Source organism: Streptomyces sp. NPDC001933, assembly GCF_042890955.1.
Taxonomy (GTDB): domain Bacteria; phylum Actinomycetota; class Actinomycetes; order Streptomycetales; family Streptomycetaceae; genus Streptomyces.
This window is the reverse complement of sequence record NZ_JBIASS010000015.1, coordinates 97,069-122,801: the sequence shown is the minus strand read 5'-3', so window position 1 is coordinate 122,801 and position 25,733 is coordinate 97,069. Positions and strand designations below refer to the sequence as shown.

The following is a 25,733-nucleotide window of genomic DNA, read 5'->3' as shown; positions in this document are numbered from 1 at the left end:
GCCCGCCGGGGAACACCGGGGGGAACCGCATCGGGACGTGGCGCAGCTTGGTAGCGCACTTGACTGGGGGTCAAGGGGTCGCAGGTTCAAATCCTGTCGTCCCGACTGGAGACAGTCGCAGGTCAGGGCCGGTTTCGGAGACATCCGAAACCGGCCCTTGGTCATTCTTGGGGACAAGTTGGGGACCAGTTGGGGACCAGCCTCCTTGACCGGTGTCAGCGGGGCATGACGATCGGGCCCGGCAGGGAGCGCGGTGCACACAGCACGCTGAGGCCCGCGGAGAACGCCGCGCCGACAGCCGAGATCTTGCCTACGTCCGGGTGAAGGCAGCGCTGGGTGGAGGTCATGGCGGCGCAGGTGTTCGTAGCCGAGCTTGGTGACCACCTCGTCCCAGTGCGTGGCGTCGCGCAGGACGGCGGTGGAGATGAGTCCGCCGCATGGGCCGGTGAACAGGCGGGCGTCGGAATCGGGGCCGGCGGACAGGATGCGCTGGGCGACGAGTGGGCGGATTTCCTCGACGATGGGAACCTTGCGGGCTCGCTTGCCCTTGGTGCCCCTGTCGGTCAGCTCGCCGGACGCGGGTGTGGTCCGGCGTCGCACGGTCCAGATCCATTGGGTGGTGTCGATGTCCCCGACCGCGTCGGCCCTTGCCTGGGCGGCCCGGAGCATCCGTTCGAACTGGCCGTCCAAGGCCCACCGACAGAAACGGGTGTGGAGCGTGGCGCACGGCCCGTACCGGTCGGGCGCGTCCCGCCAGGCCGTCCCGGTTGGGAACTTCCACACGATCCCGTTGAGAACCCGCCGGTCGTCCAGCCGTTCACGCCCCCGCGGCGAAACGGGCAACAGCACCCGGACGAACTCCCACTCCGCATCCGACAGTTCATGACGGCGTATCACCCGGCCGTGATCCACCACGCAAGATCGTTCGAAGGCGCGACCTGGCGGCGCCCCTGACACTGTGTCATGTGATCGGTGGCGGGGGATGCCCGCACGACTCGCGCGCCGAATTCCACGGGCCCCGGGCTCGGTCGAGAGCCGTGCGACTCCCGGCTGTCGGAGTCACCAGCCGGCGTGCCCGTCGCCGTGGTGGCCGGTGCCGCCTGCGCCGCCCTCGGACCAACTGCCGGAGTCCAGGTCGTGGCCGAGACCGTGGCCGCCGGTGGTGAAGTCGGCGTAGAGGTCACTGAGCTCGCCGAGGAGTTGGCGGGTGAGGGCGTCGGCGCCGGTGGTCAGTGCCGCAGCGATTTCCTCGTCGGCGACCGGGACCGCTCCGGTGGTTGCGGGGGTGAGACGGTGCGTTGCGGCGAGCGCGGCCATACGGCGGCGGTCGGTGATGCCGCGCAGTCCAGGGTAGGCGGCAGGGGCGAGGCGCGCGGCCTGGGCGAGCACGGCGAGGGTGAGGTCGGCGGTTGACCCTGCGGAGCCGGAGCGGACCACGCTGTCGAGGCGGGTCAGCAGCGCCTGGCGGCGCGGCAGGTCCACGGAGAGAATGTCGTTGCGGGTACGGCCGCTGGAATCGCGCCACCGACGGACACGGACCGCCTTCTGGTCCTCCAGCCGGGAGAGGTACTCGACGGTCAGGGAGCGCGGTGTCCGGCGCAGCCAGTCCTTGAGGCCGGGCGGGGGAGCAGCTGCGCCGAGACTTTGCAGGACACTGCTCAGGCGACGGTCCTCGACGGGCCGGGTGTCCAGCACCTCGATCCGACGGCGCCCGACGGCTATCCGTCCGGCCAGGCACAGATCCGCCAACTCCGAGGTCCGCAGGGCGTACCGAAGCCGGTCCTCGCTTCGTATCCGTATGCGCTGCCTGCCCGGGACTATCGCGAGCAGGAGCAGTTCATCCCCCGTGGTCATGCTTGCCAGGGTAGGCGCGGCGGTCCGCGGAAGGGAGAACTCCGCACTCCGAGGGACCTACCGCGCCGGCCTCCTCGACGGGCCTCACCCTGCGTCCTCCGAGTCCGGGCATGGCAAGGATTCCCAGCATGCCGGCTGTACCGGAGCATCTGCTTCCGGGATGCCTCACTGCTCAGCGACCGGCCGTCCCACCCGCAGCTCGTGGACGTCGCCGGAAGTGCCGCACGGCTCGACGAGCACGACGTACGGCGGAACCTGCGCACCCACGAGCAGCACCTCAGTGGCTCCCGTCGCATCGCGCTCGGGGGCATCGGCACCCTGGAGGCCGACTGGACCGCCGGCCACCAGCTCCTCGCAACGCTCGACGTCTCCCACGACGCCTGTCGGGACGCACTGGCAGACCACCGGTGGGACACCGCGTGGCTCGCTCCCGCCATGCGGCATCTGCTCGCCGTCGAAGCCGACCTCCTCCTGGACCCGAGCGCCCGGGAGGAGTGCAGGCGGCAAGGACGGGTTCAGTCCGTCAACAGCGCGTCGCGCACCGGAATCCAGTCCAGGGCGGATCGGATGCCGTCCTCCAGGGACAGCTTGGGCGTCCACCCCAGCAGCTCGGCCGCCCGGTCGCTCTTGGTGTAGCCGCCGGCCACGTCACCGGGCCGCGGACCGGCGACGATGGTTGCCAAGGGGGTGCTGACGACGTTGTTGAAGGCCTCGCACAGCTCCCGGACCGTGGTGCCGGAGCCGGTGCCGAGATTGATCGCGAGCGAGCGCGTAGACCCGGTGAGGATGGAGTCGAAGCGCTCGATCGCCGCGATGTGGGCCGCGGCGAGATCCCAGACGTGCACGTAGTCCCGGATACCGCTGCCGTCGCGCGTCGGGTAGTTCGTCCCGGTGATCGGGAACGGACGGCCTGCCTGGTGCGCCTGGATGAGCACCCCCAGGGCATGACTTGGCCGCTTGAGCTGGAGCCCGGTACGCAGCTTGGGGTCGGACCCGACCGGGTTGAAGTACCGCAGCGACAGCACGCGGGGCCCGGCCACGGTGATGTCAGCGAACATAGCCTCGCACACGGCCTTGGTCCGCGAGTAGGGGCTCTGCGGCGCCAGCGGCGAGCCCTCGTTGACGGGCGAACCGTCCTCGGCCTGGTAGATGGAGGCCGAGCTGCTGAAGATGATGCGGTCGCAGCCGTTGCGGTGCAGGTGGCTGATGAAGGCCAGGCTCTTGGCCACGTTCGCCTCGTAGTAGCCGATCGGGTCCGCGACGGACTCGGGCACCACGATCAGCGCCGCGCAGTGCACCACGGCGGAGATGTCCGGGTGCTCCGAGAAGATCCGGTCGACCAGTGCGCCGTCCGCGATGTCGCCCTCGTAGAAGGTGCGGCCCTCGGTGAACTCGCGGCGGCCCCGAACGAGGCTGTCGAGGATCACCGGGGTGATGCCTGCGTCCAGGCAGGCCGAGGCGACGGTGCTGCCGATGTAACCGGCTCCCCCGGCGATAAGGACCTTCACCACGATGTTTCTCTCCCGGACTCGTTCCAACCCCAGTAGGCGACCGGCAGCAAGGCTAGCGGAGAAACCAGGCGGGGGAGGGGGCCTCTCGGCTGTCCCGTCGGGCCCGGTTCACGGACGCCGGCGTCACCGGGGTCCGTGAACTCCCGCCGCCACCGCTACGCCGAGCGACGGCGGTTGACAGAACGCGAAGGCGGGCAGCACCTGCGGCACCCGCAGATGGCCCGCCTGCTGCTGCCCCGAGGGTCTGACGCGAGCCGTACGCTTCGGGCGCCCGAGCGGGGAGCAAGACGGCCCCGGCCCCCGCAATGGCCCGACTCCACCCCCGCGAATACGCCAAACTGTCCCGCGAGCCCGGATTCATCGCCCTCCGGCTCGCGTAGAGCACAATGCCCATCCACCCCGCCCTGACGGGATGACACCACGAACGGGAACTCCATGCTGACCTGCGAGAACACGCGATGAGCACACCGACCCTGGTCGTCGTGAGCGGTGGCTCGGGAACGGGAAAGACCACGCTCGCGCACGAGCTCGCCCGCGTGCTCGGATGCCCCGCGATCATCCGCGACGAGATCAAGCAGGGCATGGTCCTGTCCCACCCTGGCTACCTGAGTGGCGGCGACGACCCCCTCAACCACCCCACCCTCGACGCCTTCTTCGGTGTGCTGAAGGTGCTCTTGAAGGGCGGCGTGACGCTCGTCGCTGAAGCCGCCTTCCAGGACCGGATCTGGCGGCCGAACCTCGAACCGCTCACCGGCCTCGCGCACCTCCGTGTCATCCGCTGCACCGTCCACGCCGACATCGCGCACGACCGCATCGTCCAGCGCGCGAAGGAAGACGCGCACCGGGCCGCCCACGGCGACCAGGACCTGCTTCGAGCGATCTCTGCAGGAGAGCACTCCCTCGATTCCTGGGTGCCGATCTCCCTGGACGTCCCCACCCTGACCGTGGACACCTCGGACGGATACCAGCCGGGCCTCCATGCCATCGCCGACTTCGTCCGGGCGCCCGTGCAGGTCGGCGCATCGCCCGAGCCGGAGGCGGGCCACTGAAGACGGCGTCCGGGGCGGCGCCGGTCGGTCCCCGCTCCGCCGGACAGCGACGCCTCCCGCAGGCGGCCGGCACGCAGGCCGGTCCGGTCGGCTGACCGTGTCGGGCGTTCTTGCGTGGCCGAGCTGCTGCTGCACCGGACGAACGCGGTGCCGGTCACCGTCCGATTCCCTCGGTGGGGATTTCTGTGATGGGGGACGGCGCTGCGAGTGGGATGTTCCATTGTTCGTGGGCCAGGCGGGCGGCTTGGGTCGCCTGTCGGTGGCCCTGGTCGCCCCAGCCGAGGAGCGCGGCGGCCTGCTCGGGGGTGGCCAGGAGCCGGGCGTACCGGCGTCCGCTGGCAGGGTCGGTCGCGGACGGGCCGACTGCTGTGATCGGCGCCGCCAGTCGCAGCCGCGCGCACTCGCCGATGCCACCGTAGACTGCACCGGTCGCGTCGTGGACCCATCCCAGCCGCTCAATCCTTCCCAGGGAAAGAGTCAGTTGAGCTTCTTCGGCGGCCTCGCGTACCAGGGCGGCTTCAGGCGATGCGTCTGTGGTCTCGACCGTGCCGCCGGGCAGCATGGCCAGCGGATCAGCGGGGTCGATCACCACGACGACGCGGCCGTCGGGCATGAAGAGCCAGCCCCAGGCCTGAGGTACTGGGAGCTGGTCGGGTACCCGGTCAGGATGCCACGGCCAGTCGCGGCCCTTCCGGGGCCGTGTATGTACCTCGTACAGGTCCAGCGGTGGCACCGGCCCGACATGTCGTCCACCGTCGAGGTGGGCGGTCGTGCCGGACAGGCGGGCGCGCAGCGCGGCCAGCATGCTCTGTGCGTCCACGGGGATCATCCGCTCGGCTGCTGCCCGGGAGTCGAGGAACTCGTATCCGTGCAGTTCGTCTGCGGGCAGGTGGAGGGCCGCGATCTCCTGCTCGGTCAGCGTTCCGCCGTCGAGCACGTAGCGCACTTCGCCCGGGAACGGCAGGTCCGCAGCGACGTCCGGATGTCCCGGGGCGACCCAGTTCACGGCCAGCACCCGCCCTGGCGTCTTCAGCAGCCCGATTTCTTCGTGTACTTCGCGAAGAAAAACCTGCCCCGGGCCTTCTCCCGGCTCAGCGCCGCCCCCCGGCAACAGCCACTGCCTGCGGTAGGTCGGCTTGACCAGCAGGACACGCCCCAGCTCGTCAGTCACGAGCGCGTCTGTGCTCAACCAGACAGCGTGCCGTGACCGGGCGTACTCCTCCTGGGACATCTTCGGCTGCTCGGGTACCGCGGCTGCGTCGCCGTGCGTGGGGGTACTCACTTGTGCTCCCGTCCGTCGGGTTGGTGGGGTGCGGCTGGAATGAGGGGTGGGGGTTCGGATGATGGGCGGCCGGTCGGCGGCGGTCAGCCGCCAGACGCCATGGCTGTCGTCAGCGAGCATCGCCACCACATACGCGTCACTGGCCGGGGCGATCAGGCCGGTCTCCTTCCTCAGCTCCCGTTCCGCCGCCGACGCGAACTCCTCCGAACCCGAAGTCTTGCCGCCCGGCAACTCCCATATGCCCCGGGTGGACCGGCCGAGCAGGACCCGGCCGGCCTCGTCGGTGACGACCGAGAGCGCACCGGTCAGAGCATGGCCGTGGGCGGCCGCTTCTCGACCGCCGCGCCGACCGTGCGCCCGGGGCCACGCAGGACAACCACAGCGAGCCCGTCCGCGTCCAGCCGCTCGGCCTGCTCCCAGTCCGCGGTGAGCAGACTGATCTCGCCCTCGTCCAGAGCGATGCTCCGCCGCTCCTTCGACGTGAGCTCGGCGGTGGGTGTGATGACCACGAGCGCGCCACCTGGGCGCAGTCGCTCGCCGAGCGAGTGAAGGACACGACTGCGGTCATGGAAGAACGGGTACGCCAGACGCAGCGTCACCAGGTCATAACCATCCGGGTGCAGCTCCACCGGGTCATCGCGCTCGATATCAAGCCGCAGCCAACGCACCCCCTCCACATCGGCGTGCTCGGCTCGGGCCCGGCCGATCGCACTGTCGGCGAAATCGACGGCATCCACCACATAGCCGAGCGACGAGAGGCAGACAGCCAGCCCGCCCGTCCCGCAGCCCACATCGAGCGCACGCCCGCCACCGTCCGGCACAGGAACGTGTTCGGCGAGCAGTGCCCGCTCGGTATCACCCAGCGGCCGGAAATCCTTCCCATCGGCATAGTGCTCGTGCCATGCCTCGCGGACGACGTACCCCACTGCTGCTCCTCAACTGGTCCGGTTGTTTCAAGTCCCCGTCCCCGGTGCCGTGCCGGTTGCCCGAAACGGCATCCAGCACGGCCAGGGCACCCCGGTTCGCGGGCACCGTCTGCCCGGGCGACAGCACGATGCGGCCGGTCACTCGGCTTCCCAGCCCCAGGTGTCGAAGTACGCGGCCACGCCGGTACGGCGCGCCTCCTCCACGGCGCACAGGCGAGCGAAGTCGCCGGGCGGCATCAGCTCTTCCCATCCGGTCAGCGGCAGGACACGGACCTCGTCGTGCTCCTCCGGGTCGAGGGTGATGCCACGGATCTGCGCTGCAGTGAGTCGGCCGCCATCGAAGACGCAGCCGATCGTGCTGTAGGGCCATCCGCCGCCGGGCGGGCCGTACACCGTGGCCAGGAGCCGGGGCGGCCCGGTCGGCGTGATTCCGGTTTCTTCCCGGCACTCCCGCACGGCTGTCTGCCAGGGCGGCTCGCCGGGGTCCATCGTCCCGCCCACCAACTGCCACGGGTACGCCGGAGAGTAGACGGAGTGGACCTGAAGCGACTGGTCGTCCTCGTCGGTGAAGTAGACGCACGCCCACAGGGTTGCCTTGGGGACGGTTTCGGCGTACTGCTCCATCGTCATCGAGGACCTGACGGCTTCGCCGCTCGACCGAATACTCGGGACCACCGGTCGCCGGGCCGCACCCGGTGAACCGATCGTGGTGGCAGGGGCCGTGTCGCGGATCATGGGCTGTCTCCAGTCAGCGAGTTGCAGGATCGGTGCTCAGTGCGCAGCCGGGCCAGAGTCCGCCGGCCGCGCTCGACCAGTTCGGGATCGCCATGGGCGGCGCCGAAGGCGACTCCGCTCACGGCGTCGAGGGCTGAGTCGATGATCAGGCGCGATTCCTCGGCATCGGTCAAGGTCCGCCCGTACCCGGACAGAAATGCCTCGTAGAGGTCGGGGCGATGAGCCCAGGCATCGGACAGACGGACCAGATCCCGGACCGCGGGGCCGGGCTCACTTCGCTCAAGGTCGATCACCGCCAGGGAGTCATCGACGTCGTCGGAACACAGGATGTTGCGGAGCTGGAAATCGCCGTGGGTCTCGACCTGCTCCAGCAAGGGCAGGGTCCTCGCCTGCCGGACGAGTCCGCGGACGAACTCCTCATCACCCGGGGTCAGATGGTGCCGTGCGGCAGTCAGGTGCCGTTCGGCCTTCCCGACGGCCGGGCCGCTGCCTTCGGAGGCGGGCCGCGGGGCAGACGCCTGGTGGATGCGGCGGGCCAGTGCGCCGATCCGGTGGAAGACGGCGCGTTCCTGCCCGGGGGAGAGGACAGCGCCGTGCAGCGGCCGACCCGGCACCGATGTGAGCACCACCGCCCTCAACTTCTCGTCGGAGGCCACCAGCCGTGGCGCGCCCCCATCCAGCGACAGGGCCCAGGTCCGGTACGCCCGGACTTCGCGGGCGTGGAACTTCTCGGACTGGTGGATCTTCACGTACCAGGTGCCTCCCCCGGCGCCTCGGACCCGCCACACACGGCTGCCTTCCCGCGCCCAGGAGATGTCCTCCCATTCGGTGATACGCCCGACGGCACTCCGGGTGAACTCAACGACGGGGGCGTCGGGTCGGCCGGCCGGCGGACTGTCTACGTCCGGCACGAGACGGAGACGGTCGGCTCCGGCGTCATAGGCGATCGCGTCGCCAGGCATCTGGAAATGGACCGCGAGGCGTGCTCCGGCCGCGTAGGCGTCCAGCCCGGCACGGCAGTACGCCACCATTCCGTCAGGCAGAGCGTGCAGGCGCACCCACTCCATGGCATCGCAGACATCCGGCTCGGCAACCCGCGGTTGGCCCTGCCACCGCGTGACTTCGAAGAAGAAACCAGTACGGGCGGATCCGGACGGTGCACGGTGATGCACGATGACGGCCGCCCGCACATCCGCCGGGTCGATGACGATGCCGGTTTCTTCCCGGGCCTCCCGCACCAGAGCAGCGACGACGTCCTCGTGCGGGCCGTCCAAGTGCCCGGAGACGAGGTGCCACAACCCAGCGGCGTAGACGGAACCGGCCCGGCGGGAGAGCAGAACCTCCGGCCCGTCCCTGCTGTCACGGCGCAGGATCAGATGGACGTCCAACGGCTCGGTGTGCCGCCCCGCGCTCACACCGCACCGCCGCGGCGCGCGAGCAGCACGTTGAACACGGCGTCCTCGACGAGTCCTTCGCCGTGTACGTGCTCCTCCAGGAGTGCGCGCGTCTCCCGTTCGAACCGGGCATGCCGACGGCCTGCATGTCCGGGTGGAGCACCGGGTTCATCGAACAGGGAGGGGTGGGCGAAGCTGGTGCTGCGCAGGTAGCCGACGACCTGGTCGGGGGTCCAAGTGCGGCGAACAGGGAAGCGGTACTCGGTGACCTCGCTGAAGACGGACTCGGCGAGGTCGTCCTCGTAGCGGCCGCGCGGTTCGGTGTATGTCCCGGCCGTGCCGGCCCGCCGCCGGTCACCGAGGTAGGACTGGATCAGCGCCTTCAGGGCTGCGGTCCAGTGCGCCTCGTACGTCCAGAGGCTTCCGTCGCCCATGACTGCCACCGCGGCCGTGGGGCCGGTGACCCGGTCGGCCATTCTCAAGGCGGCGGGGCGGTCCAGCCAGTGGAAGGCTCGGGCACAGGTGACCAGATCGGCCTGGTAGCCGACGACCGGCGCGGAGAACATCTCCGCGGGGACAGCGTGGAAGGCCACGGTCGCTTGTCCGTGCAGTGGCCGGAGCTGCTCGGCGGCGGTGCGGAGCATGGCGCTGTCCTGGTCGACGAGGTCGACGTGGGTGATTCCGGGAACGGCGGGCAGCAGGGCGGCCGGTACCTGCCCGGTGCCCGAACCGAGATCCAGCAGGGTCGGCCGGTCGAAGCCGTCCAGGCTCTCGGTGAGCAGCCGGACGGCTTCGTCGGGAATTCCCGGGCGGTAGCGGGCGTAGTCGGCCGCCGAGTCGAACAAGGTCACAGATCCTCTTTCCGTGCGGAAGCGCGGGTCGGGTGGGCTGTCATGCCGTGGCGGAGAGTGCGGGCAGCTCCCATCCGAGGGCGGCGGTGCCGGTTCCGGAAGTGACGTGCTGCACGGCGCCGTCGTTCGGGATGTCGACGTGGAAGGCCGCGGGGGACCCGGCCCGCAGCCAGAGGTCGTGGACGTGCTCGAGTTCGCCCCACACATCGCGCGGACCATGGATCCGGACGGTGCCGTCACCGTGACCGGCCACGGCCCAGGAGTTCTCCTCGGGGGCCACCACAGTGACTGTGTCCGCCTGGAAGTGCCGCACCACTCCCGGAACGAGGTAGGCGGCTGCCAGCCAGAACCCGTACGCGTGATCCGGCGGCGGAGTGAAGGCGGTGGGGCGTCTCTTCCCCGGGTGGCTCGCGATCTGCTGGAGATGGTGCCGGGCGGTGAGCCGGGTGAATCCGTGCAGGGGGAGGTGGCCGCGAGGTCCGCCTTCCAGAACGGCCTCGACATGTCCTCCCGTCGTGCGCGTCACCAGGCACTGCCCGGCCCAACTCGGCGTGCGCGTTGCCAGCGTGGTCAGTAGCCGTCCGCCGGGGGCGAGCTGGTCCACCCACGCCGACGGCAGGCACGGCACGCCGATCCCGGAATGGATCCGGTCGTACGGCGCCGGCGGAGCGTGCCCGTCGAGTGCGTCGCCGGCCACCACGCTCGCTCCGGCGCCGACCCGGTCGAGGCTGCTTCGCGTGAAGGCGGCCATGTGTTCGTCCCGTTCGACTCCGAACGCCCGTCCGGGCCCGGTGAGCGCCGCGGCGAGCGCGAGCGAGACACCCGGCCCGGTCCCGAGGTCCAGATACGTGTGCCCGGCGTCGATCTGCATCCGCTGGAGGACTTCCACGGTGTACGGGGTGAACGTCGACATCGCCGTCATCCGGCCCCCGTTCACGACGCCACGGACCTGATCCTCCAGCCGTTCGCCGTCACGCTGGACCAGGACCGACTCGCCCGAGTACATGAGGTCCTGCCACTCGGCCCGGTCCTCGGGATGTGCTCCGTCGAGCAGTTCCCACACCACCGGCTCGCCGCCCTGCTCGCTACGCCGTACATACGCCCGTGGCATCAGCACCCCGCGGTCCAGGCGCGACAGAGCATCCCGCAGACGCGGATCGGTCAACACCCCGTCGGCTTGCAGGCGTTCGGCCAACGCCAGCCGCGCCGAAGTCGCATCGATGGGCCGGCCCTCGGCCATTGAGCCGGCCGCGCCGGATTCACCTTGCACCGCAGTTCACCTGCCACCGGTGGCAGGCACTGCGGGTGCCCAGCCGAGCTCGGTGTACGCGGTGCCCGCGAGGATGCCTTCGATCGCGGCACGGGTGTAGCCGACCATCGGGTCCGGCAGTCCGTCCAGCGGCCACCACTGCCAGGCCGTGCATCTGTCGGGCTCGCGGATCTCCGGTTCCCCGGACCATCGGCTTGCCCGGAAGAACAACTGGATCCGGGGTTCGGCGTTCTCGCGATCGTCGAGCAGGTGCACGGTATGCACCAGGGTGAGGTCTGCGGGCTCGACAATGATCCCGGCCTCCTCATGCGCCTCCCTGATCAGGCACGCGCGAACGCTCTCCCACTCCACATGACCGGCCAGGGCATGCCACACGCCACCCGCGAAATCCACATCCGGATGGCGCCGACCAAGCAGAGTAAGGCCGTCGCGCTCCAGGAACAGGTGTGCGCCGATTACGTTCTTCACTGCTCCCGCCCCGCCCTGACAGACGTCGTCACGTGGCCCGGGCAGCAGTAGTGCGGGGTGCTCGACGTGGTGGGCCTTGATGACCTCGTGAGCCCACCGGCACATCGCCAACTGCTCCATGGTGGCGATGTCGAACCAGGCGAACATGATCCCTTCGGTGACGGGCAGTTCATGGGCGGCGCCGTCCCAGCGGGCCATATAGACCTGGATGTTCCCCTCGGTGACGTCCGGGCCGTGGGCCTGCACGGTCGTGTAGGCGGTAACACCGGAGAGGACGAGACCCGTCTCCTCAAGGATCTCGCGGGCGATCGCTTCGTCCGGCGTCTCGCCGGGCTCGGGCCCGCCGCCGACCAGCGACCAGGTGCCAGGATCACAGATCGGCTTGTGCGCATCCCTCAAGTGAAGGAGGTACTCGCCGCGGCTGTTGACGATCAGGACGGCGGTACTTGCGGACTGGGGGAAAGCGGACGCGTTCAACGAATTACCGCCTATACGCAGGGAGTCGGTTGGTGGTCGGTACGGAGCGCCGGCCAGCGGCGCCGGCGACGAGTGCGGGCGCATCGGCTGAGGCCCCGTCCGGCGTCGAGGCATGGCCGCGGACCGTGGGCGCGATACAGCCGTCAGCACCGCCTGCTGTGGCGCCGTGTGGTGTGCCGCCGGGCCGTGCCCGCGACGGCCGCGAAGCGGACGTTTCCAGCAGCGCGGGGTCCGAGCCGGGCCCGAGGCGCATGACCGGGTCACTGGGTCTTCCTGTGCTGGTCGGTGCCGCTGCGCGGCGTGGGGATCCGGCTGCCTGTTGGCAGGTTGAGCCCGTACTGTGCGGCCTGGGCCTCGTACATCTGCCGGTAGAGACCCCCGCTGATATTCATGAGTTCGCCGTGCGTGCCTTGTTCGGCGACGACGCCGTGGTCGAGGACGTAGATGTGGTCGGCCTTCGCTGTCGCGGCCAGCCGGTGCGTGACCAGTACAACGGCATGACTGTCTTCGGCCAGTGACCACAAGCGCTGAAACGCAGCGATCTCCGCATGGGGATCGAGAGCCGAGGTCGGCTCGTCGACGAGGAGGAACGGCGCGCTCCTGTACAAGGTGCGAGCGGTACCGAGCTTCTGCCACTGTCCGCCGGAGAGCTGAACTCCGCGCTCGTACCCTTTGAAGACGATCGAGTCCCAGCCATGCGGGAGATCCTCGACGAGGTCCTGAACGTCTGCGGCCCTTGCGGCTTCCTCGACCCGGTCCATGTCCCGGGGCCGGTCGCCGATGCCAATGGCCACATTCGTCGCGGCGGTCATCTCCCATCGGGGGAAGTCCTGGGCAAGCATGGCCACTTGGGCGAAGACCTGCGTCCGATCCGCTTCACGAAGGTCCACCTGCTCACCGGATTCGCCCGCCCACCACACATTGCCTTCGGAGGGCAGCAGCAGTCCGGCAAGGATGCGGGTCAGCGTGGTCTTGCCCGAACCGTTCGCGCCGACCAGGGCTGTCACCTGCCCGCGGCGGACCGACATGTTCACCCCCTTCAGGGAGGGGGACGCCGCACCGGGGTAGACGAACGACACGTTCTTCACATGTACGGCGGACACGGGGGCCGGCAGCGGCGTGCCGGTGGACGGGATGGCGTGCTTGCCCGCCACCTCGGTGGCGTTCTTGGTGTCGGAGAGGAACAGCATTTCCTCGTACAGCCTGTTGACCTGCTGCACCAGCGATGTCAGCCGCGCGGTGCACGTACGGATGGCGATGACCGCAGTCCCGCCGACCGCCAGAGGCAGACCACCACTGCTCAACAGCCACCACAGCAACCCATAGCCGGCAAGGGAGGCCAGACCGGAGAAACCTCCGGCGACCAGGTCGGTCTGCGCCTGCGCCCGCGCCAGACGCCGCTGTTCCGCCTCCGTCTGCCGCGACATCTCCTCGTATCCGGCCAGCAACTTCCTGCCCGCCGCATGCACGCGGATCTCGCCCGCCGCATGGGGCCGGGTCAGGTACGCCAGCAGCGAGGCGATCGCCCGCCGGTGATCGACCCAGTTCAGACGTGACGTGTAGTCACGGCGCGCCGAGCGCACCGCACCCCACCCCTTGGGCAGGGCAATGGCCAGCAGCATCGGCAGCAGGGCCCAGTGCAGTGCCACCAGCACGGCGGCGGCCGCCACCATGCCGACCAGGACATTGCCCACGCCCACGGTCAACCGCAGCATCGCGCGGGCCGAGTCCGTACCGAACTTGCCCGCCTCCAGCACACGCTGGACCTCGGGCTGCTCAGTCGCCTCCACCTCGACCCGGGTCACGGCCTCGTAGTAGCGGGCGGACACCGCGCGTTCCACCTGCGGCTCCAGCCGCCCGGACATCGCCGTCGACCACGCCGCCAGCAAGGCCGCTGCCACGGACACCCCGGCCAGAACCACCAGGGACGGCAGGGACTCGCGAAGCCTGTCCGCGGTCGGGCCCTCGGCGAACAACTGCGTCAGGACACTGTTGACCGCAACCAGACCCCACGCGGCGGTCACCCCCTGCCCGGCCTGTGCTGCCACGACCCCGGCCAGCGCCCGCCGGTCGACCTCCCACCCCGTACGCAGCACCATCCCGGCCATCTGAGGCAAGGCCGCCGCCATCTGACCGAACCCCAGCCGGGTCAGCGCCCCTTCGTAACGCACGAAACTCTGGTCCCACCGGAGCCGGCCCCCGTAGAGCTCCTGCTCGGCCTGCGAGACGCCACCGTGTTTTTGCTTGCGCGCGCTCACCGTCGCCACCCCAGCCCGGCGGACAGCCGGCGGCCCGGCGTGCACGTGCCCGGTGCCCGGCGGATCTGGAGCCGGTCGGCTGCCCACCCCGTATCCGGCCGTACCGAGCAGCGGGCCACCACGCCAACTCGCTGCACACCAGAGGCAGGAAGGGCAGGGGAGGGCCGCAATCGTTCGAACCCGAGGGGCTCGTGCACGGAGGCGGGAAGAGAAGTCATCGTGTCCTCCATCAGGTCATCGAATGGCACGGGTGCTCTAAGAACTGGCCCCGCAGCTCGCCGTAACGGGTGACGGCGAGGGGAATTCTGGACGTCTGTGCGAATACCTCGGTTCGCGCAGGACACGTGGGGGCAGGGCGTTTGAAACGTCCCCGTTCGATGGACGGTCACCCCTTCGGCCGCATCCGCCGCAGGTTTCCGGCCAATTTGAAACCCTTGCCGACCCGTGCAGCGACTGCGCCATTCCAGTCGGCGCCGCGCGGTGTCACGGGGGCGGCAATGGCCCGATTCTGTGCCGTCGCACCACACCTGCGGAATGGGCCTGCCAGGCTGCCGACCCCGAGACGCACTCAGACGCCCCGGATTCCGCCCACCTCCCAGCCCGCTCGCGGCGATCCGACGCGCACAACGATCCTGCCGCGACAGCAAGGAGCACCCCCATGCCGAACGACGACACACCCACCCACGAGGTGTCCACCGGCGGCTGCCTGTGCGGACACATCCGATTCGAAGCGACCGGAGAGCCATACGACCCCCACGTATGCGCCTGCCCCCACTGCTCCCGCCTGTCCGGCGGCCCGCTCATGGCCTGCGTCGGCTTCCGCCGGACCGCCTTCAGCTGGACCGGGCCCGGGACACCTCGCTCGTACCGGTCCTGGCCCACGATGGAGCGCTGGTCCTGCCCTGTGTGCTGCACGCCGCTCGGGGCGGTGGCCGACGGTGAGGAGTACCTCGGGATCTGCCTCTCGGCCCTGGACAACGGCTCCGAGATCACCCCCGCCGGACACAGCTTCCGCTGCAACACCCCCGCGTGGCTTCCTCCCATCCCCTCAACCCAGCCACCGTCCAGGACCTCCGGACAGTGAGGACGGATGCACGGATTTCCCGCAGGGGCGAGCTGTGACCGGGCACCGCCCGCACATCAACTGTGTTCGGCGGTCATGGAGTCGAAGGTTTCCCACATCAACCAGTCAATGGTGCGGGGCCGTTCAATACCGGTCGTGCGACGCCGCGGTGTCCATGCCCATCGGCGCTGCCATGAGGACACCGGTGACCATCGGGACCTGAGCCGGGCCGGCCATCTCGAAAGTGGGAGTCTGCGGATCACGGCGGGGAGTCAGATCGCTGAGCGGATCAAGACGATCCTCGCCACCGCCCTGCTCGGCAATCAGGAATCCGGTCAGTACGCCCACGGCGCAGAGCCCGGGAAGGTGCACCGAAAGGCCCATCGGCAGGCAGCGACCGTGGCAGTCGATGCCGGACAGCCGAGGCGAGGTTGTGGATCAGGTCGGGGTTGTGGCGCCGGCGCCCAACTGCCGCTCGATCTCCGCGGCCGGGAACGGCGTCTGCTTGCTTTCGGTGAGCAGACGGCGGAAGAAGGAGTCCACGACGACGGTGGAGCGCGCGTGCCGGTCGATGATGGCCGTGATCTCGGGCGGGGTGTCGCCAGGTCGCCGGCCTGCGATCCAGTCGTGCAGGAAGACTTGGCGTTCCGTGTCACCGCGCACGCCGTCGAGCAAGTGGTATTGGAGCAGGTGGCTCGCGGTGTAGCAGTGATCGTACGCGAGGTGGTCCGAGAGGAAGTCGGACTCGTCCGCGGAAAGGTCGAAGCGGGAGCTCAGGGCAAGTCCGAAGTCAGCGAAGTAGAGCTGGCGGCCATCGGTCAGGATGTTGGCAAAGTGAGCATCGAAATGGACAAGTCCGCGAGAACTCATGAAGGCAGCTCCACTCATCAGAGCTTCCTCCACCCAGCGGAAGGGCAAGCCGTCCCCGTCTGCCGGCACGGCGGTTTTGCGGTGGTCGGCCAGCCATCCGGCGAGGGTGTGCGGCACGTGCTCCAGGAAGACCACCAGGCTGTACGAGGACTGGCCGATGGCCTCCAACCGGTCACGAACGGCGGGTGATCCCTCCCAGTGCGCGACGGCCCCCTCCAGGCCCCCGAACTCGTCGGTGAATCCTTCGGGAGGGGAGTCGGGCAGAACCCGCCAGTGGTACATCAGAGGGAATCCCGCATACTCGTCGCCGAGAACCCAGTTCGTGGTCATCGTGTGCACGGCAAGCTCCCGCCAGGCACCGAACCCGGCCGAGCCCACCCCGTACTGGTAGAACATCGGCAGTTCGAAGACGTTCGCCGTCGACCGCACGTTCTCCGGCCGCAACTCGGTGTCCGTCAAAGGGATCCGCTTGACGAAGACGCGCGTTCCGTTGATGTCCAGCTCTGCCGACCTGCCGCCGATGCCCGACCCGAGCGGGGCAGCGGCCGCCACGACCTCCCTGAGCCGGTGGTCGCTCAACAAGGAGAGCTGAGTGCTCACGGTCCCATGACGAGCCAGGCGTGCGGCGCGCAGTAAATCCTGGTCCAGCATCGACGGCTCCTCAGCGCCCGAACCAGGGCTTCGGCGATCCCACGTACGGCAACGGCATCGACCGTACGCTGAAATGGTCAGCCGCTCTCGTGAACGACCGTCTATGAGAATCGGAACAGGGGCCGCGCTGCGCCATCCCGGAGAGACGGGACCGGGCCGCCGCCCACTGGAAGAAGATTGTGTGCCTCGCCTTTCCCAGCGGGCGCTGACAGGCGAATCCCGACACGCGCCGAGGTGGCGTCAGGCGGGCTGCGGGGCGGGTGTTGCCGGAGCGGCCGCGACCTTGCGGGTCTCGCGCATGATCAGCAGGCCGTTGACCACCATCAGTGTCGCGGTCAGGCAGTGGACGCCGAGCGCGGTGGCCACGGAGCCGTGGTGGACCAGCACGTTGGTCATGTCGCCGTACGCGGCGAGTGCTTCCACCAGCAGCGCCCAGGCCAGCGCCCGGCGGTGGCCCGTCACCAGCAGGATGCCCAGGACCAGGGCCAGGACGACGTCGCGGATTCCCTTGATGATCAGGAAGCCGTCGCCGTCGCCGGACGGCCAGCTCGGCAGGCCGTAGCCCGGCGCCGTCGTCTCCGGGCTCAGGATGTACTCCGTCCCGAACCAGAGGATGAAGAGGATGAAGGCGGCGGCCAGGACGGTGTTGATCTTCTTCAGCGACATGGTTCTTCTCCTTGTGAGTCTTTGTCAGCTCGGTGAGCTTCGTGGAGCTTGCCGAGGCGTGTGGGGCCTGATCAGGCCACGCGGACGCAGCTGATCGAGGGGCGTAGTTCGTCGGGATCGCACCCGGGGAGTGGGGACTGTGCGCCACCGGCGCGGCGTCGGCCCGCGGGTCAGGGATCCGAAGTCCTGTCGGCTCACCCGATGGGGCGAAAGCCGTCGACATTCGGGGGGCGAACCAGTGCATGTCGGGACGGCCCGCGCGGGCTCAGGCGAGGGCGGCGACCAGCAGGGTGAAGGCGGCGATGATGACGGCGACGCGGACATAGTGGTAGCGGTCCCAGCGGTTCATCTGCTCCTTCCAGTCCTCGGGCCGGTTCTCGGGGGTCCATGTCTTGCCCTGGTTGTTGATCGGGACGAGCAGCAGGATCGACATGACGACGCTGAGGATCAGCAGCGCGCCGGCGGTGACGACGAGGCCGGTGCCGTCGTGGTGCCGTCCGGCGATGGCCCAGACCACGCTCAGGACGAGCGAGGTGATGTACCAGACCGGCATCACGGCGCCGAGCATCCGGCCCCCGTGGGCGCGGCCGAGTTGGCCGCTGTCCTCGGGGAGTGCGTCGAAGATCCGGTTCATGACGAAGGCGACGGAGAACTCCACCCCCACCATCAGGCCGACGACCACGGTGGTGAACACCTCGAGTGCGTTGAGCATGATGACCCCTCCTGGGATCTAGCGTCGCTAGATGACGGTGCAACGCTAGTACTGCTGCCGCTCGAATGTCTAGCGATGCTAGGATCGAATCATGTCGGTACAGGAACGCAAGCAGCGTGAACGGGCGGAACGCGAGCGCCTCATCGTGGCGACGGCCCGCGAACTCGCCGAGCAGCAGGGCTGGGACGCGGTCACCACCCGCCGGCTCGCCGAGCGCATCGAATACAGCCAGCCCGTCCTCTACAGCCACTTCCGCGGCAAGCGCGAGATCATCGGCGCCGTCGCCCTGGAGGGCGCCGCCGAGCTGGCCGCGGCGGTGCGGGCCGCGGCCTCCGGAGCGGACGGCCCGCGCGAGCGGGTCGCCGCCCTCGCCCGCGCCTACCTCGACTTCGCCGCACACAACCCGGCGGTCTACGACGCCCTGTTCCAGCTCGACGGCGGCCTGGCGTACGCGCAGGAGGACACCCCCGAGCCGCTGAAGGACGCCTTCGCCGCCCTGCTGGAGACCCTCGGCGAGGTCGCCGGGGGCGGCGTCGAACCGGGGCTGTTCACCGAGACGTTCTGGGCGGCCCTGCACGGCCTGGCGACCCTGACCAGGGCGGGACGGCTGCCGCCGGAGTACACCGGGCAGAGAGTGGAACTGCTGGTGGACCGGCTCGCCATCGCCTGACACACCGTCCCGGCGGGCAGGCAGCGGGGCCCCTCCGGCCCCGCTGCCTGCCCGCCGCATCGCTTCCGATCACTCGCGCCCGCACGGCGCAGCCGCAGATCGCCGGGCCCCGTGCTCCAGGCGGGCACCCGCCCCGAAAGCTGCGATGCTCATACCGCGGGTCCCTGCTTCAGCCGCGCCCTGCCGTCGCGGGGGCTCCACGCACCGGGTTCCGTGATCCCCGGTTCAGTCCCACCCGCCGCGGGAGGCGGAGCGGTCCTCGGCGTCGAACGCCGCCAGGGCGCGGACCCCCGGCCGAAGGGCTCGCCCAGAGCGCGCAGGAGCGGCTCCTCCACTCCGCCCAGGGCCTCGGAGAGCTCTTCGGAAACGCCCCGCGTGATCTCCTCCGCCACCGCGTCCACGGAGGTCCGGGGGCCGAGCTTGCTCACCGCGGCGGCCGCGCGGGCACGCGTGAGCAGCGCCGATGCCTGCACAAGGAGCCAGGCGGGAACACCGGCCGCGCCCTGCGGCGGCACCAGACAGGGCCGTGCGCCGTCGAAGCGCTCGTCCTCGGCGAAGGCCTCCTGCTTCACCTTCACCACCGGGCGGACCCCGGCGCCGGGACCCGCCTCCGGCCACTCGCCCGCAGGCTTGAGGACGTAGCCCTCGGCGAGGTTGTCCGCCAGCACGGGAAGCCCGAAAAGGGCTGGGACGCGGGTGGGGAAGGCACAGGGCAACTCCTGGAGCCCGTTCAGCCTTTGGCCCGCGCGCAGCACTTCTGCCACCCCGTCACGCGGGCCGGCGCGGCCCCAGCACCTCCGCGCCCGGACCCAGCAACAGCGGTGCGAGCTGTTGTGCTGACCCGGACTCCTGCCTGCCCTTGCGGTCAGAACCGGCCGTGTCTGCAGGAGGCCCGGCATGAGGGCACTCGGACAGGACATGATCGGCACATGGAGAATCGGACGAGAACCCTGCCCACCGCCCCCGTTCGCCTGGCCGGGCGGGGCATTGTGCTCAGGGAGTGGGACGAGGAAGACATCCCCACGTTGGTCGAGATGTACGACGATCCGGAGATCGGCCGCTGGACTCCCGTACCCTCGCCGTTCGATGTGGACGCCGCTCGCGAATACCTCGGGCGGGCCCGCAAGGCCCGGAGCGAAGGCCGTTGTATGCAGCTGGCCATCACGGCCGACGGCGGGCAGCCGCAGGGCGAGGTGCTGCTCTTCCAGGACGACCTGGACGACCGGGACATCGAGCTCGCCTACGGTGTCGGGCCCCGGTACCGGCGTCGCGGACTGGCGTCCGCGGCTGTCGCGGTCGCCACCGAATACGCCGTTCAGCACCTGGACGCGGGACGGGTGGTTCTGCGGATAGAGGTCGAGAACGCTCCGAGCGCCGCCGTGGCGCGATCGGCCGGATTCGCGCCCACCGCGGACGAGCTCGTCGCGCGGGAGGCGAAGGGGCGAAGGGTGCTGCTGCGGACCTGGTGCCACGGGAAGGGCGAACCGGAGTCCTGAGCCACCGGTGCCGCGCCGCGCCGCCTCCAACCCCGCACCGCCTTCCGCCCCGCAGCAGGGGCCGTTCCGGGCCCATTACGCTGGTACGAAGCGGCTGGAATAGGTCGGAGTGGACCTCAGGGAGGCGTGATGAGTCAGCAGCCGGTCCTTCTTCCCTACACCGATCCCGCCTTCGTGGCCGATCCCTTCCCGGTCTACCGGCAACTGCGCGAGGACGGCCCGGTGCGGCGCGCCATCATCGCCGGCGGCCTGGAGGCATGGCTCGTCACACGGTACGAGGACGGCCTCGCGGCCCTCTCCGACCCGAGGCTGAGCAGCGACGTCCGCGATGCGTCGGACCCCCGGCTCATCGAGCGGCTGCCCGCCAACGACCGCGGATCCGTACTGCGCAACATGCTCCGCACCGATCCGCCCGACCACACCCGACTGCGCCGCCTGGTGTCCAAGGCGTTCACCGCCCGCAGCGTGGCCGAGCTGCGGCCCCGCGTCCAGGAGATCGCCGACCGGCTGCTCGACAAGATCGCGCCCGACGGCCGTGCCGACCTCGTGGGGAGTTTCGCGCTGCCGCTCCCGGTCACCGTGATCAGCGAACTGCTCGGCGTGCCCCTGACGGACCGGCGCGACTTCCAGCGGTGGACCGACGACCTGGTCCTGCAGGGGGCCGAGCCGCCGGACCCGGCCCGGACGGACGAGGCATGGCGGCACATGCATGGTTACCTGACCGGGCTCATCGGGGCGAAGCGGGCCCGGCCCGGGAACGATCTGCTCAGCGCACTTGTGGCCGCCCGGGACGAGGAGCGGAGGCTGGACGAGGACGAGCTGATCGCCATGGCCTTCCTGCTGCTGGCGGCCGGGTACATCACCACGGTCAACCTCATCGGCAGCGGGATCGCGGCACTGCTCGCCCACCCCGACCAGCTCCGGCGGCTGCGGGACGATCCGACGCTGCTGCCGGGGGCGATCGAGGAATTCCTGCGCTACGACGGACCGGTCAACCCCGGCATCGCCCGGTTCGCGCGCGAGGACGTCACGATCGCGGGCGTGGACATCCCGCGCGGCGCGACCGTGCTCGTGGCATCCGCCATCGCCGACCGCGACCCGGACCACTTCCCGGAGCCCGACCGCTTGGACATCTCCCGGCAGGACAACGCCCACCTCGCGTTCGGGCACGGCATCCACTACTGCCTCGGGGCGCCGCTGGCCCGGCTGGAGGGCCAGATCGCCATCGGCACCGTCCTGCGCCGCCTCCACGGTCTCGCCCTGGCCGTGCCGCCCGGCGAACTGCGGTGGCGGCCGGGAGGGCTGCGCGGCCCGGAGCGGCTGCCCGTCACCTTCACCGCCGACACCCTGGCCTGAAGGCGTCCAGCGGACAGGGAGCCGGTCGGGCCGCCGGGCTCAGGCGTAGAGCTTGCCCAGGAACGCGTCGAGGTTGTTCCTGGTCCGCGCCACCTGCTCCTCCATCGTCAGGGTCTCCTCGAAGCGGCCACCGGGCGCCGGGGTCTTCCGGCCCCGGACGTACAGCGAACAGGCGAGGTCGGTGCAGATGTACAGGCCGACCGAATTGCCCTCGCGCCCCGCCGCCCCGGTCTTGGGGGCGGTCATCAGCGAGACGCCGTTCCCCGGGTGCGTGGTGAGGCACAGCGAGCACATGCTCCGGTGGAGGAAGCCGCGCTGCTTGGCGGGGAAGCGGAGCGTCACGCCGATGAGTTCGCCGTCGCGTTCGGTGACGATGTAGCTGCGTCCGGGAGCGGAGAGATCCCGCCATCCCAGATAGTCCAGGTCGTCCCAGGGCTGCTCGTCGAGATCACGGGGGAGTGGCAGACGTTTGGCCTCCCCCTTCGAGCAGTTGATGAACGACGTGCGGATGTCCTGCTCATTCAAGGCCTTCATGCGAGGGACGCTAACGCTGCCTATGAGGGCTAGGCAAATGGTTAATGGGGCAAGGTTATGCGCCGCCGCCGCCGACGCCGCCCGTGCTGTCCGCGATCATCAGCCGGTGCGCCGGCGGGTGCTCGATCGACAGATCCGGGCGCCAGGCCGCGAGGACCTGGGCGGAGGGACCGAACAAGGACCCGGGCAGGTCGTCGAGCCCGGTCCACTGCCAGGCGCTGATCAGATGGGGCTCGGTCACCTCCGGGTTTCCCGAACGGACGGTCACCTCGGCGCCCATCGACACCCGGTTGATGCCCCCGACCACGTCGTGGAGCATGGCGAAGACGCGCACGCCCGCCGCATCGACCTCCAGGCCCGTTTCCTCCCGGAGCTCACGGGCGGCCGCCTCGGCGACGGACTCATGGGTCGGGTCGACCTTGCCGCCGGGCAGCTCCCAGGTTCCGCCGTGGTGCCTGCCGAGGAGGATCCGCCCCCGGCCGTCCTGCACGATGACACCCACACCGAGCGCCGCCTGTGCCTTCGGCGGACGGGTGTTGCGGGAAGAGGTGTCCGCGGATGTGGTCGTCATGGCGCTCCCTGATTTCCTCGTGTACCGGTCGTACGAGGCAGCCTACGGACAGGTCGTGCCGCCGTCCGCCGCGCATCCGTCGGCAGGTGAGGAGGCCGGACATTCAGACGGTGAGCCGCAGCGAGGTCGCCGAGATGCCGAGCCGCACCGTCTGGCCCCATGTCAGCTCCAGTGCGTCTGCCTCCATCCCGTCGCCGAAGACCACCAGCCGGTCGGACTCGACGGTGAGCCTCAGCCCCTGCCGGCGTCCCAGCTCGCCCGCGACCTGTGTGGTGCCGGTCGTGGGGGACGGCCAGGCCTCGCGGACGAACCAGAGGAGGCGCCGGTCGGTGGGCGCCGGAAGGCGGAGGTCGCTGTGGCGTTCCTGCCACAGCGAGCGCAGCCACCCCGTGGCGCCGGTACCGGTGCCGACGAGCACACCGGAGGAGGCCTGCGGCTCGGCTGGGGCATCGGGGACGTCCGGGCCGAGCCGGTAACGGGCGGTCTGATGGCCGGGCGGGCCGAGATAGATCTCGTTGAGGGCGAGGAGGCGCTGGGTGTCGTCGGACACCGCCTCGACCATGGTGAGTTCGTCCGCAGTGCCGCCGGGGGACGAGGCCGCCCGGAGCAGGGCGGCCGCATCCCGGGGCCGGTGGCGTACGAGCACGCCCGGATTGCGCCCGGGGTCGGTGTCGATGCCCACGACCGGCTGGCCGGAGAGGTACTTGGCGGCGTTGGCGACCAGCCCGTCCTGTCCGACGACGACCACCACGTCCTCCGGCCCGAACAGAAAGCGGTCGAGGTCCGCGCGCTCCACCCGCGACTGACGCCACTGAAGCGGTACGGCCGCCGCCACATCGGCCAGTGCCTGCCTGGTCTGCCGGTGCCGCCGCGCCACCCCGTCGATGGACCGGCCGCGGCTGGACAGGAAGAAGGCGGCCTGCCCGTGCGTGCCGTGCCGGGCCAGCAACTCCTCGTACTCGGTGGTGCGGTGGACCAGTACCGCGCGCGGCGCGAGGCTCATGCCCGGGTCTCGGGGCCGGCGTTGCCGAGCTTGCTGAGCAGGCCGGTGAGCACGTCGGGGGAGAGGGTGAGGCTGTCGATGCGCGGCAGGTTCTCGGCGAGCCTGGTCGCCGCCAGGGCGTGCAGTGTCGCCGCGTCCACCTCTCCGTGCACCCGCAGCCAGGCCGCCTGGGACTCCGCCCGCGCGGCGCCGACCTCGCGTGCCGCTTCGGCCTCGGCCCGCGCCAGCCGCACCTTGCGTGCCGCTTCGGCCTCGGCGCGCACCCCGTCGGCCGCCGCGTTCTCCTCGGCCTCGCGGCGGGTGTTGGTACCGCGCTGCTCCACCAACTGCTCTTCTCTGCGGGCCAGTTCGATCTGGCTGGCGAGCTCGTTCTCGGCGATGGCCCGTTCCCTCTCCACGGCCACCGCACGGCGCTCATAGGTGGCCCGGTCGGCCTCCTGCTGGATCTGCTCGCGGGCGGGAGTGCGCAGGGCGCGCTCGACCTCGGCCTCGGGCCGGATCGCCACCACCCGCACCGCGACCACATCGATCCCGGTGGCGGGCAGCCGCGGTTCGGCGGCGAGCCCCGCGGCGACCCGCTCGCGTACCGACGCGACACCGTCGACCAGCGCCTCGGCCAGCGCCGTCCTGGCCAGTACGTCCAGGGTGTGCTGCTGGGCGGTCTCGGTCAGCAGGGTGGCGATCTGCTCCAGCGGCGCCCCGCGCCAGACCCCGGTGTCCGGGTCGACCGAGAAGTCCAGCCGGGCGGCGGCCTCGGCCGGGTCGCTGATCCGGTACGTCACGGTGGCCTGCACCGTCACATCCTGGAAGTCGGAGGTGCGGGCGTGGAACGCCATCGCCAACTCCCGGTCGTTCACCGGGACTTCCGAGAGGGCGGCACTCAGTGAGCGGTACCAGAAGCTCAGTCCTGGCCCGTCGTGGGCCAGCCGGCCGCGCTTGTGGTGGCGGATGTGCGCGGTGGGCGCGGAGCGCAGATGGCGCCAGCCGAAGCGCCTGGTGATGTCGGCCATGTCGGGCCCCCTCTTTTTCTCGTCATGAAGACGATAAAGAGAGTGGTGATTATCGTCAAGGGGACGAGAAAGGGTGATTGTTCGCCCCGGCCGTCGTGTCCCGCGCCGTTGCGAGAAATCTGGCCGGCACTTCACCCCCGCCGTGCACCGCCAGATCGGCGCCGTTGACGTAGGAGGCCAGGTCACCCACCAGGTACAGGCAGGCGCGGGCCACGTCGTCAGGTGTCGCCATCCGTCGCATCGGGATGACCCCGGCCAGGGCTGCCCCGCCGTTCTCGCCGTAGACCGATGCGGCGCTCTCCGTGCGGACGAGGCCGGTCGTGATGTGGTTGACGCGCACCTTCGGCGCCCACTCCAGGGCCAGCGCCCGGGTCAGTGCGAGCAGCCCGGCCTTCGCGGCCGTGTACGCGGCCGTGCCCGGCTGCGGGGTGTGCGCGGAGACGCTGCCTATGTTGACGATCGAGCCTCCGGTGTCCTGTTCCCGCATGACCAGGTTGGCGGCCTGTGACACATAGAACGGGGCCAGGAGGTTGAGGGCGACGATCTTCTCGACGAAACGCGGTGACACGGTGGCCGCGTCGGAGTCGGGGGAGCCGCCCGCGTTGTTGACGAGTACGTCCAGCCGTCCGAAGCGTTGCGCCGCCTCGTCGACCAGGGCGGCGGCGGCCGCCGGGTCACGGACATCCGCCGACCGGAAGTGCGCCCTGCGGGTGCCGCTCCCGGGCAGCTCGGCCGGTTCGCCGCGACCGCAGACCAGCACGTCCGCCCCGGCGGCGAGGAACGCCTCGGCGATCACGGCGCCGATGCCCTTCGTGCCGCCGGTGACGATCGCGGCCCGCCCCGTGAGGTCGATGGGATTGCCGATGTCCATGGGTCCGCCCCGCCGTCTTCCGCCCTGCACGGTCGGGTAAATCTACCAACTGTTTGTTTGGTGGAACAGGTGTGGAAACCGCGGGCGGGGGGGGGGGGCGCGGGGGGGCCCCCCCCCCCCCGGGGGGGGCCCCCCCCCCCCCCCCCGGGGGGGCCGGCGGGGGGGCGGGAGACCCGCGGGCAAAC

The 25,733-nt window shown here is 70.3% G+C and carries 26 protein-coding genes, 1 tRNA gene and 2 pseudogenes; 6 read left to right on the top strand and 23 right to left on the bottom strand.

Features of this window, described 5'->3' with window-relative positions; genetic code table 11:
• Positions 1-31 precede the first annotated feature (31 nt).
• Positions 32-105: transfer RNA gene (locus ACFYY7_RS31095), tRNA-Pro, on the top strand.
• A 573-nt stretch (positions 106-678) separates the two neighbouring features.
• Here ACFYY7_RS31095 and ACFYY7_RS31090 read toward each other — a convergent pair.
• The 4 genes and pseudogenes from ACFYY7_RS31090 to galE all read right to left on the bottom strand — a co-directional run.
• A pseudogene (locus ACFYY7_RS31090) lies at positions 679-897 on the bottom strand (transposase); the annotation flags it as partial.
• Between the two features lie 162 nt (positions 898-1,059).
• The gene (locus tag ACFYY7_RS31085; RefSeq protein WP_388666932.1) at positions 1,060-1,854 is read right to left on the bottom strand and encodes a GPP34 family phosphoprotein; all 795 of its coding nucleotides are present in this window, start codon (positions 1,852-1,854) and stop codon (positions 1,060-1,062) included.
• Positions 1,855-2,019: 165 nt separating this feature from the next.
• On the bottom strand, positions 2,020-2,361 hold the full coding sequence (locus ACFYY7_RS31080; protein WP_388666929.1) for a hypothetical protein: 342 nt from the start codon (positions 2,359-2,361) through the stop codon (positions 2,020-2,022).
• A gap of 8 nt (positions 2,362-2,369) precedes the next feature.
• Positions 2,370-3,365, bottom strand: coding sequence for a UDP-glucose 4-epimerase GalE (galE, locus tag ACFYY7_RS31075; RefSeq protein WP_388666926.1), 996 nt, complete (start codon positions 3,363-3,365; stop codon positions 2,370-2,372).
• Positions 3,366-3,823: 458 nt separating this feature from the next.
• On the opposite strand from galE, the gene ACFYY7_RS31070 reads away from it, so the two are divergent.
• Positions 3,824-4,414, top strand: coding sequence for an AAA family ATPase (locus tag ACFYY7_RS31070; protein ID WP_388666922.1), 591 nt, complete (start codon positions 3,824-3,826; stop codon positions 4,412-4,414).
• A 154-nt stretch (positions 4,415-4,568) separates the two neighbouring features.
• Here ACFYY7_RS31070 and ACFYY7_RS31065 read toward each other — a convergent pair whose 3' ends face one another.
• From ACFYY7_RS31065 to ACFYY7_RS31025, 9 genes and pseudogenes are all read right to left on the bottom strand, one after another.
• Positions 4,569-5,696 carry an NUDIX domain-containing protein gene (locus ACFYY7_RS31065; protein WP_388666919.1) on the bottom strand — a complete coding sequence of 376 codons (1,128 nt, stop codon included), beginning with the start codon at positions 5,694-5,696 and terminating at the stop codon, positions 4,569-4,571.
• A gap of 204 nt (positions 5,697-5,900) precedes the next feature.
• Positions 5,901-5,960 (bottom strand): annotated as a pseudogene (locus ACFYY7_RS31060) (hypothetical protein); the annotation flags it as partial.
• A gap of 41 nt (positions 5,961-6,001) precedes the next feature.
• Entirely contained in the window at positions 6,002-6,622 is a 621-nt protein-coding gene (locus ACFYY7_RS31055; RefSeq protein ID WP_388666916.1) for a class I SAM-dependent methyltransferase, read from the bottom strand.
• 138 nt (positions 6,623-6,760) lie between these two features.
• Positions 6,761-7,357 (bottom strand): NUDIX domain-containing protein, encoded by a 597-nt coding sequence (locus tag ACFYY7_RS31050; protein WP_388666913.1) that lies wholly within the window; start codon positions 7,355-7,357, stop codon positions 6,761-6,763.
• On the bottom strand, positions 7,354-8,745 hold the full coding sequence (locus ACFYY7_RS31045) for a phosphotransferase (protein WP_388666910.1): 1,392 nt from the start codon (positions 8,743-8,745) through the stop codon (positions 7,354-7,356). The genes ACFYY7_RS31050 and ACFYY7_RS31045 overlap by 4 nt, the downstream gene beginning before the upstream one ends.
• Before the next feature lie 23 nt (positions 8,746-8,768).
• Positions 8,769-9,602: a class I SAM-dependent methyltransferase gene (locus tag ACFYY7_RS31040; protein WP_388666907.1), complete on the bottom strand. Its 834-nt coding sequence runs from the start codon at positions 9,600-9,602 to the stop codon at positions 8,769-8,771.
• 40 nt (positions 9,603-9,642) lie between these two features.
• Positions 9,643-10,872 carry a methyltransferase gene (locus ACFYY7_RS31035; RefSeq protein ID WP_388666904.1) on the bottom strand — a complete coding sequence of 410 codons (1,230 nt, stop codon included), beginning with the start codon at positions 10,870-10,872 and terminating at the stop codon, positions 9,643-9,645.
• A 6-nt stretch (positions 10,873-10,878) separates the two neighbouring features.
• Positions 10,879-11,817, bottom strand: a complete 939-nt coding sequence (locus ACFYY7_RS31030; RefSeq protein WP_388666901.1) for an NUDIX domain-containing protein — start codon at positions 11,815-11,817, stop codon at positions 10,879-10,881.
• A 260-nt stretch (positions 11,818-12,077) separates the two neighbouring features.
• On the bottom strand, positions 12,078-14,075 hold the full coding sequence (locus tag ACFYY7_RS31025) for an ATP-binding cassette domain-containing protein (RefSeq protein ID WP_388666899.1): 1,998 nt from the start codon (positions 14,073-14,075) through the stop codon (positions 12,078-12,080).
• A 658-nt stretch (positions 14,076-14,733) separates the two neighbouring features.
• Between ACFYY7_RS31025 and ACFYY7_RS31020 the strand changes: the two genes are divergently transcribed.
• Positions 14,734-15,159: a GFA family protein gene (locus tag ACFYY7_RS31020; protein ID WP_388666896.1), complete on the top strand. Its 426-nt coding sequence runs from the start codon at positions 14,734-14,736 to the stop codon at positions 15,157-15,159.
• A gap of 123 nt (positions 15,160-15,282) precedes the next feature.
• On the opposite strand, the gene ACFYY7_RS31015 is transcribed toward ACFYY7_RS31020, so the two are convergent.
• From ACFYY7_RS31015 to ACFYY7_RS31000, 4 genes are all read right to left on the bottom strand, one after another.
• Positions 15,283-15,486, bottom strand: coding sequence for a hypothetical protein (locus tag ACFYY7_RS31015; protein ID WP_388666894.1), 204 nt, complete (start codon positions 15,484-15,486; stop codon positions 15,283-15,285).
• Between the two features lie 90 nt (positions 15,487-15,576).
• The gene (locus ACFYY7_RS31010) at positions 15,577-16,659 is read right to left on the bottom strand and encodes a protein kinase family protein (protein ID WP_388666891.1); all 1,083 of its coding nucleotides are present in this window, start codon (positions 16,657-16,659) and stop codon (positions 15,577-15,579) included.
• Between the two features lie 240 nt (positions 16,660-16,899).
• The gene (locus ACFYY7_RS31005) at positions 16,900-17,325 is read right to left on the bottom strand and encodes a DUF4267 domain-containing protein (protein WP_388666888.1); all 426 of its coding nucleotides are present in this window, start codon (positions 17,323-17,325) and stop codon (positions 16,900-16,902) included.
• Between the two features lie 265 nt (positions 17,326-17,590).
• Entirely contained in the window at positions 17,591-18,037 is a 447-nt protein-coding gene (locus ACFYY7_RS31000; protein WP_388666884.1) for a DUF1772 domain-containing protein, read from the bottom strand.
• Between the two features lie 91 nt (positions 18,038-18,128).
• Here ACFYY7_RS31000 and ACFYY7_RS30995 point away from each other — a divergent pair, with 91 nt between their 5' ends.
• The gene (locus tag ACFYY7_RS30995; protein ID WP_388666881.1) at positions 18,129-18,707 is read left to right on the top strand and encodes a TetR/AcrR family transcriptional regulator; all 579 of its coding nucleotides are present in this window, start codon (positions 18,129-18,131) and stop codon (positions 18,705-18,707) included.
• 149 nt (positions 18,708-18,856) lie between these two features.
• On the opposite strand, the gene ACFYY7_RS30990 is transcribed toward ACFYY7_RS30995, so the two are convergent.
• Positions 18,857-19,471: a hypothetical protein gene (locus ACFYY7_RS30990; RefSeq protein ID WP_388666878.1), complete on the bottom strand. Its 615-nt coding sequence runs from the start codon at positions 19,469-19,471 to the stop codon at positions 18,857-18,859.
• Positions 19,472-19,636: 165 nt separating this feature from the next.
• On the opposite strand from ACFYY7_RS30990, the gene ACFYY7_RS30985 reads away from it, so the two are divergent.
• Together ACFYY7_RS30985 and ACFYY7_RS30980 are read left to right on the top strand one after the other, a co-directional pair.
• Positions 19,637-20,203 carry a GNAT family N-acetyltransferase gene (locus ACFYY7_RS30985; RefSeq protein WP_388666874.1) on the top strand — a complete coding sequence of 189 codons (567 nt, stop codon included), beginning with the start codon at positions 19,637-19,639 and terminating at the stop codon, positions 20,201-20,203.
• A 129-nt stretch (positions 20,204-20,332) separates the two neighbouring features.
• Positions 20,333-21,559 (top strand): cytochrome P450, encoded by a 1,227-nt coding sequence (locus ACFYY7_RS30980; RefSeq protein WP_388666871.1) that lies wholly within the window; start codon positions 20,333-20,335, stop codon positions 21,557-21,559.
• A gap of 39 nt (positions 21,560-21,598) precedes the next feature.
• On the opposite strand, the gene ACFYY7_RS30975 is transcribed toward ACFYY7_RS30980, so the two are convergent.
• The 5 genes from ACFYY7_RS30975 to ACFYY7_RS30955 all read right to left on the bottom strand — a co-directional run bounded on the left by ACFYY7_RS30975 (position 21,599) and on the right by ACFYY7_RS30955 (position 25,548).
• Positions 21,599-22,093 (bottom strand): FBP domain-containing protein, encoded by a 495-nt coding sequence (locus ACFYY7_RS30975; protein ID WP_388666868.1) that lies wholly within the window; start codon positions 22,091-22,093, stop codon positions 21,599-21,601.
• A 55-nt stretch (positions 22,094-22,148) separates the two neighbouring features.
• Positions 22,149-22,664, bottom strand: coding sequence for an NUDIX hydrolase (locus ACFYY7_RS30970; RefSeq protein WP_388666865.1), 516 nt, complete (start codon positions 22,662-22,664; stop codon positions 22,149-22,151).
• A 103-nt stretch (positions 22,665-22,767) separates the two neighbouring features.
• A complete protein-coding gene (locus ACFYY7_RS30965; RefSeq protein WP_388666862.1) occupies positions 22,768-23,667 on the bottom strand; it encodes a hypothetical protein in 900 nt (299 codons plus the stop codon).
• A complete protein-coding gene (locus tag ACFYY7_RS30960; protein ID WP_376422143.1) occupies positions 23,664-24,677 on the bottom strand; it encodes an SPFH domain-containing protein in 1,014 nt (337 codons plus the stop codon). The genes ACFYY7_RS30965 and ACFYY7_RS30960 overlap by 4 nt, the downstream gene beginning before the upstream one ends.
• Positions 24,678-24,732: 55 nt before the next feature.
• Positions 24,733-25,548: an SDR family oxidoreductase gene (locus tag ACFYY7_RS30955; protein ID WP_388666858.1), complete on the bottom strand. Its 816-nt coding sequence runs from the start codon at positions 25,546-25,548 to the stop codon at positions 24,733-24,735.
• Between the last annotated feature and the right edge of the window lie 185 nt (positions 25,549-25,733).

Coding starts and splice junctions, on each gene's coding strand:
- ACFYY7_RS31085 (WP_388666932.1), bottom strand. CDS start 1,854: ATGACCACGGGGGATGAACTGCTCCTGCTCGCGATAGTCCCGGGCAGG.
- ACFYY7_RS31070 (WP_388666922.1), top strand. CDS start 3,824: ATGAGCACACCGACCCTGGTCGTCGTGAGCGGTGGCTCGGGAACGGGA.
- ACFYY7_RS31050 (WP_388666913.1), bottom strand. CDS start 7,357: ATGATCCGCGACACGGCCCCTGCCACCACGATCGGTTCACCGGGTGCG.
- ACFYY7_RS31020 (WP_388666896.1), top strand. CDS start 14,734: ATGCCGAACGACGACACACCCACCCACGAGGTGTCCACCGGCGGCTGC.
- ACFYY7_RS31010 (WP_388666891.1), bottom strand. CDS start 16,659: ATGCTGGACCAGGATTTACTGCGCGCCGCACGCCTGGCTCGTCATGGG.
- ACFYY7_RS31005 (WP_388666888.1), bottom strand. CDS start 17,325: ATGTCGCTGAAGAAGATCAACACCGTCCTGGCCGCCGCCTTCATCCTC.
- ACFYY7_RS31000 (WP_388666884.1), bottom strand. CDS start 18,037: ATGCTCAACGCACTCGAGGTGTTCACCACCGTGGTCGTCGGCCTGATG.
- ACFYY7_RS30995 (WP_388666881.1), top strand. CDS start 18,129: ATGTCGGTACAGGAACGCAAGCAGCGTGAACGGGCGGAACGCGAGCGC.
- ACFYY7_RS30985 (WP_388666874.1), top strand. CDS start 19,637: ATGGAGAATCGGACGAGAACCCTGCCCACCGCCCCCGTTCGCCTGGCC.
- ACFYY7_RS30980 (WP_388666871.1), top strand. CDS start 20,333: ATGAGTCAGCAGCCGGTCCTTCTTCCCTACACCGATCCCGCCTTCGTG.
- ACFYY7_RS30975 (WP_388666868.1), bottom strand. CDS start 22,093: ATGAAGGCCTTGAATGAGCAGGACATCCGCACGTCGTTCATCAACTGC.
- ACFYY7_RS30970 (WP_388666865.1), bottom strand. CDS start 22,664: ATGACGACCACATCCGCGGACACCTCTTCCCGCAACACCCGTCCGCCG.
- ACFYY7_RS30965 (WP_388666862.1), bottom strand. CDS start 23,667: ATGAGCCTCGCGCCGCGCGCGGTACTGGTCCACCGCACCACCGAGTAC.
- ACFYY7_RS30960 (WP_376422143.1), bottom strand. CDS start 24,677: ATGGCCGACATCACCAGGCGCTTCGGCTGGCGCCATCTGCGCTCCGCG.
- ACFYY7_RS30955 (WP_388666858.1), bottom strand. CDS start 25,548: ATGGACATCGGCAATCCCATCGACCTCACGGGGCGGGCCGCGATCGTC.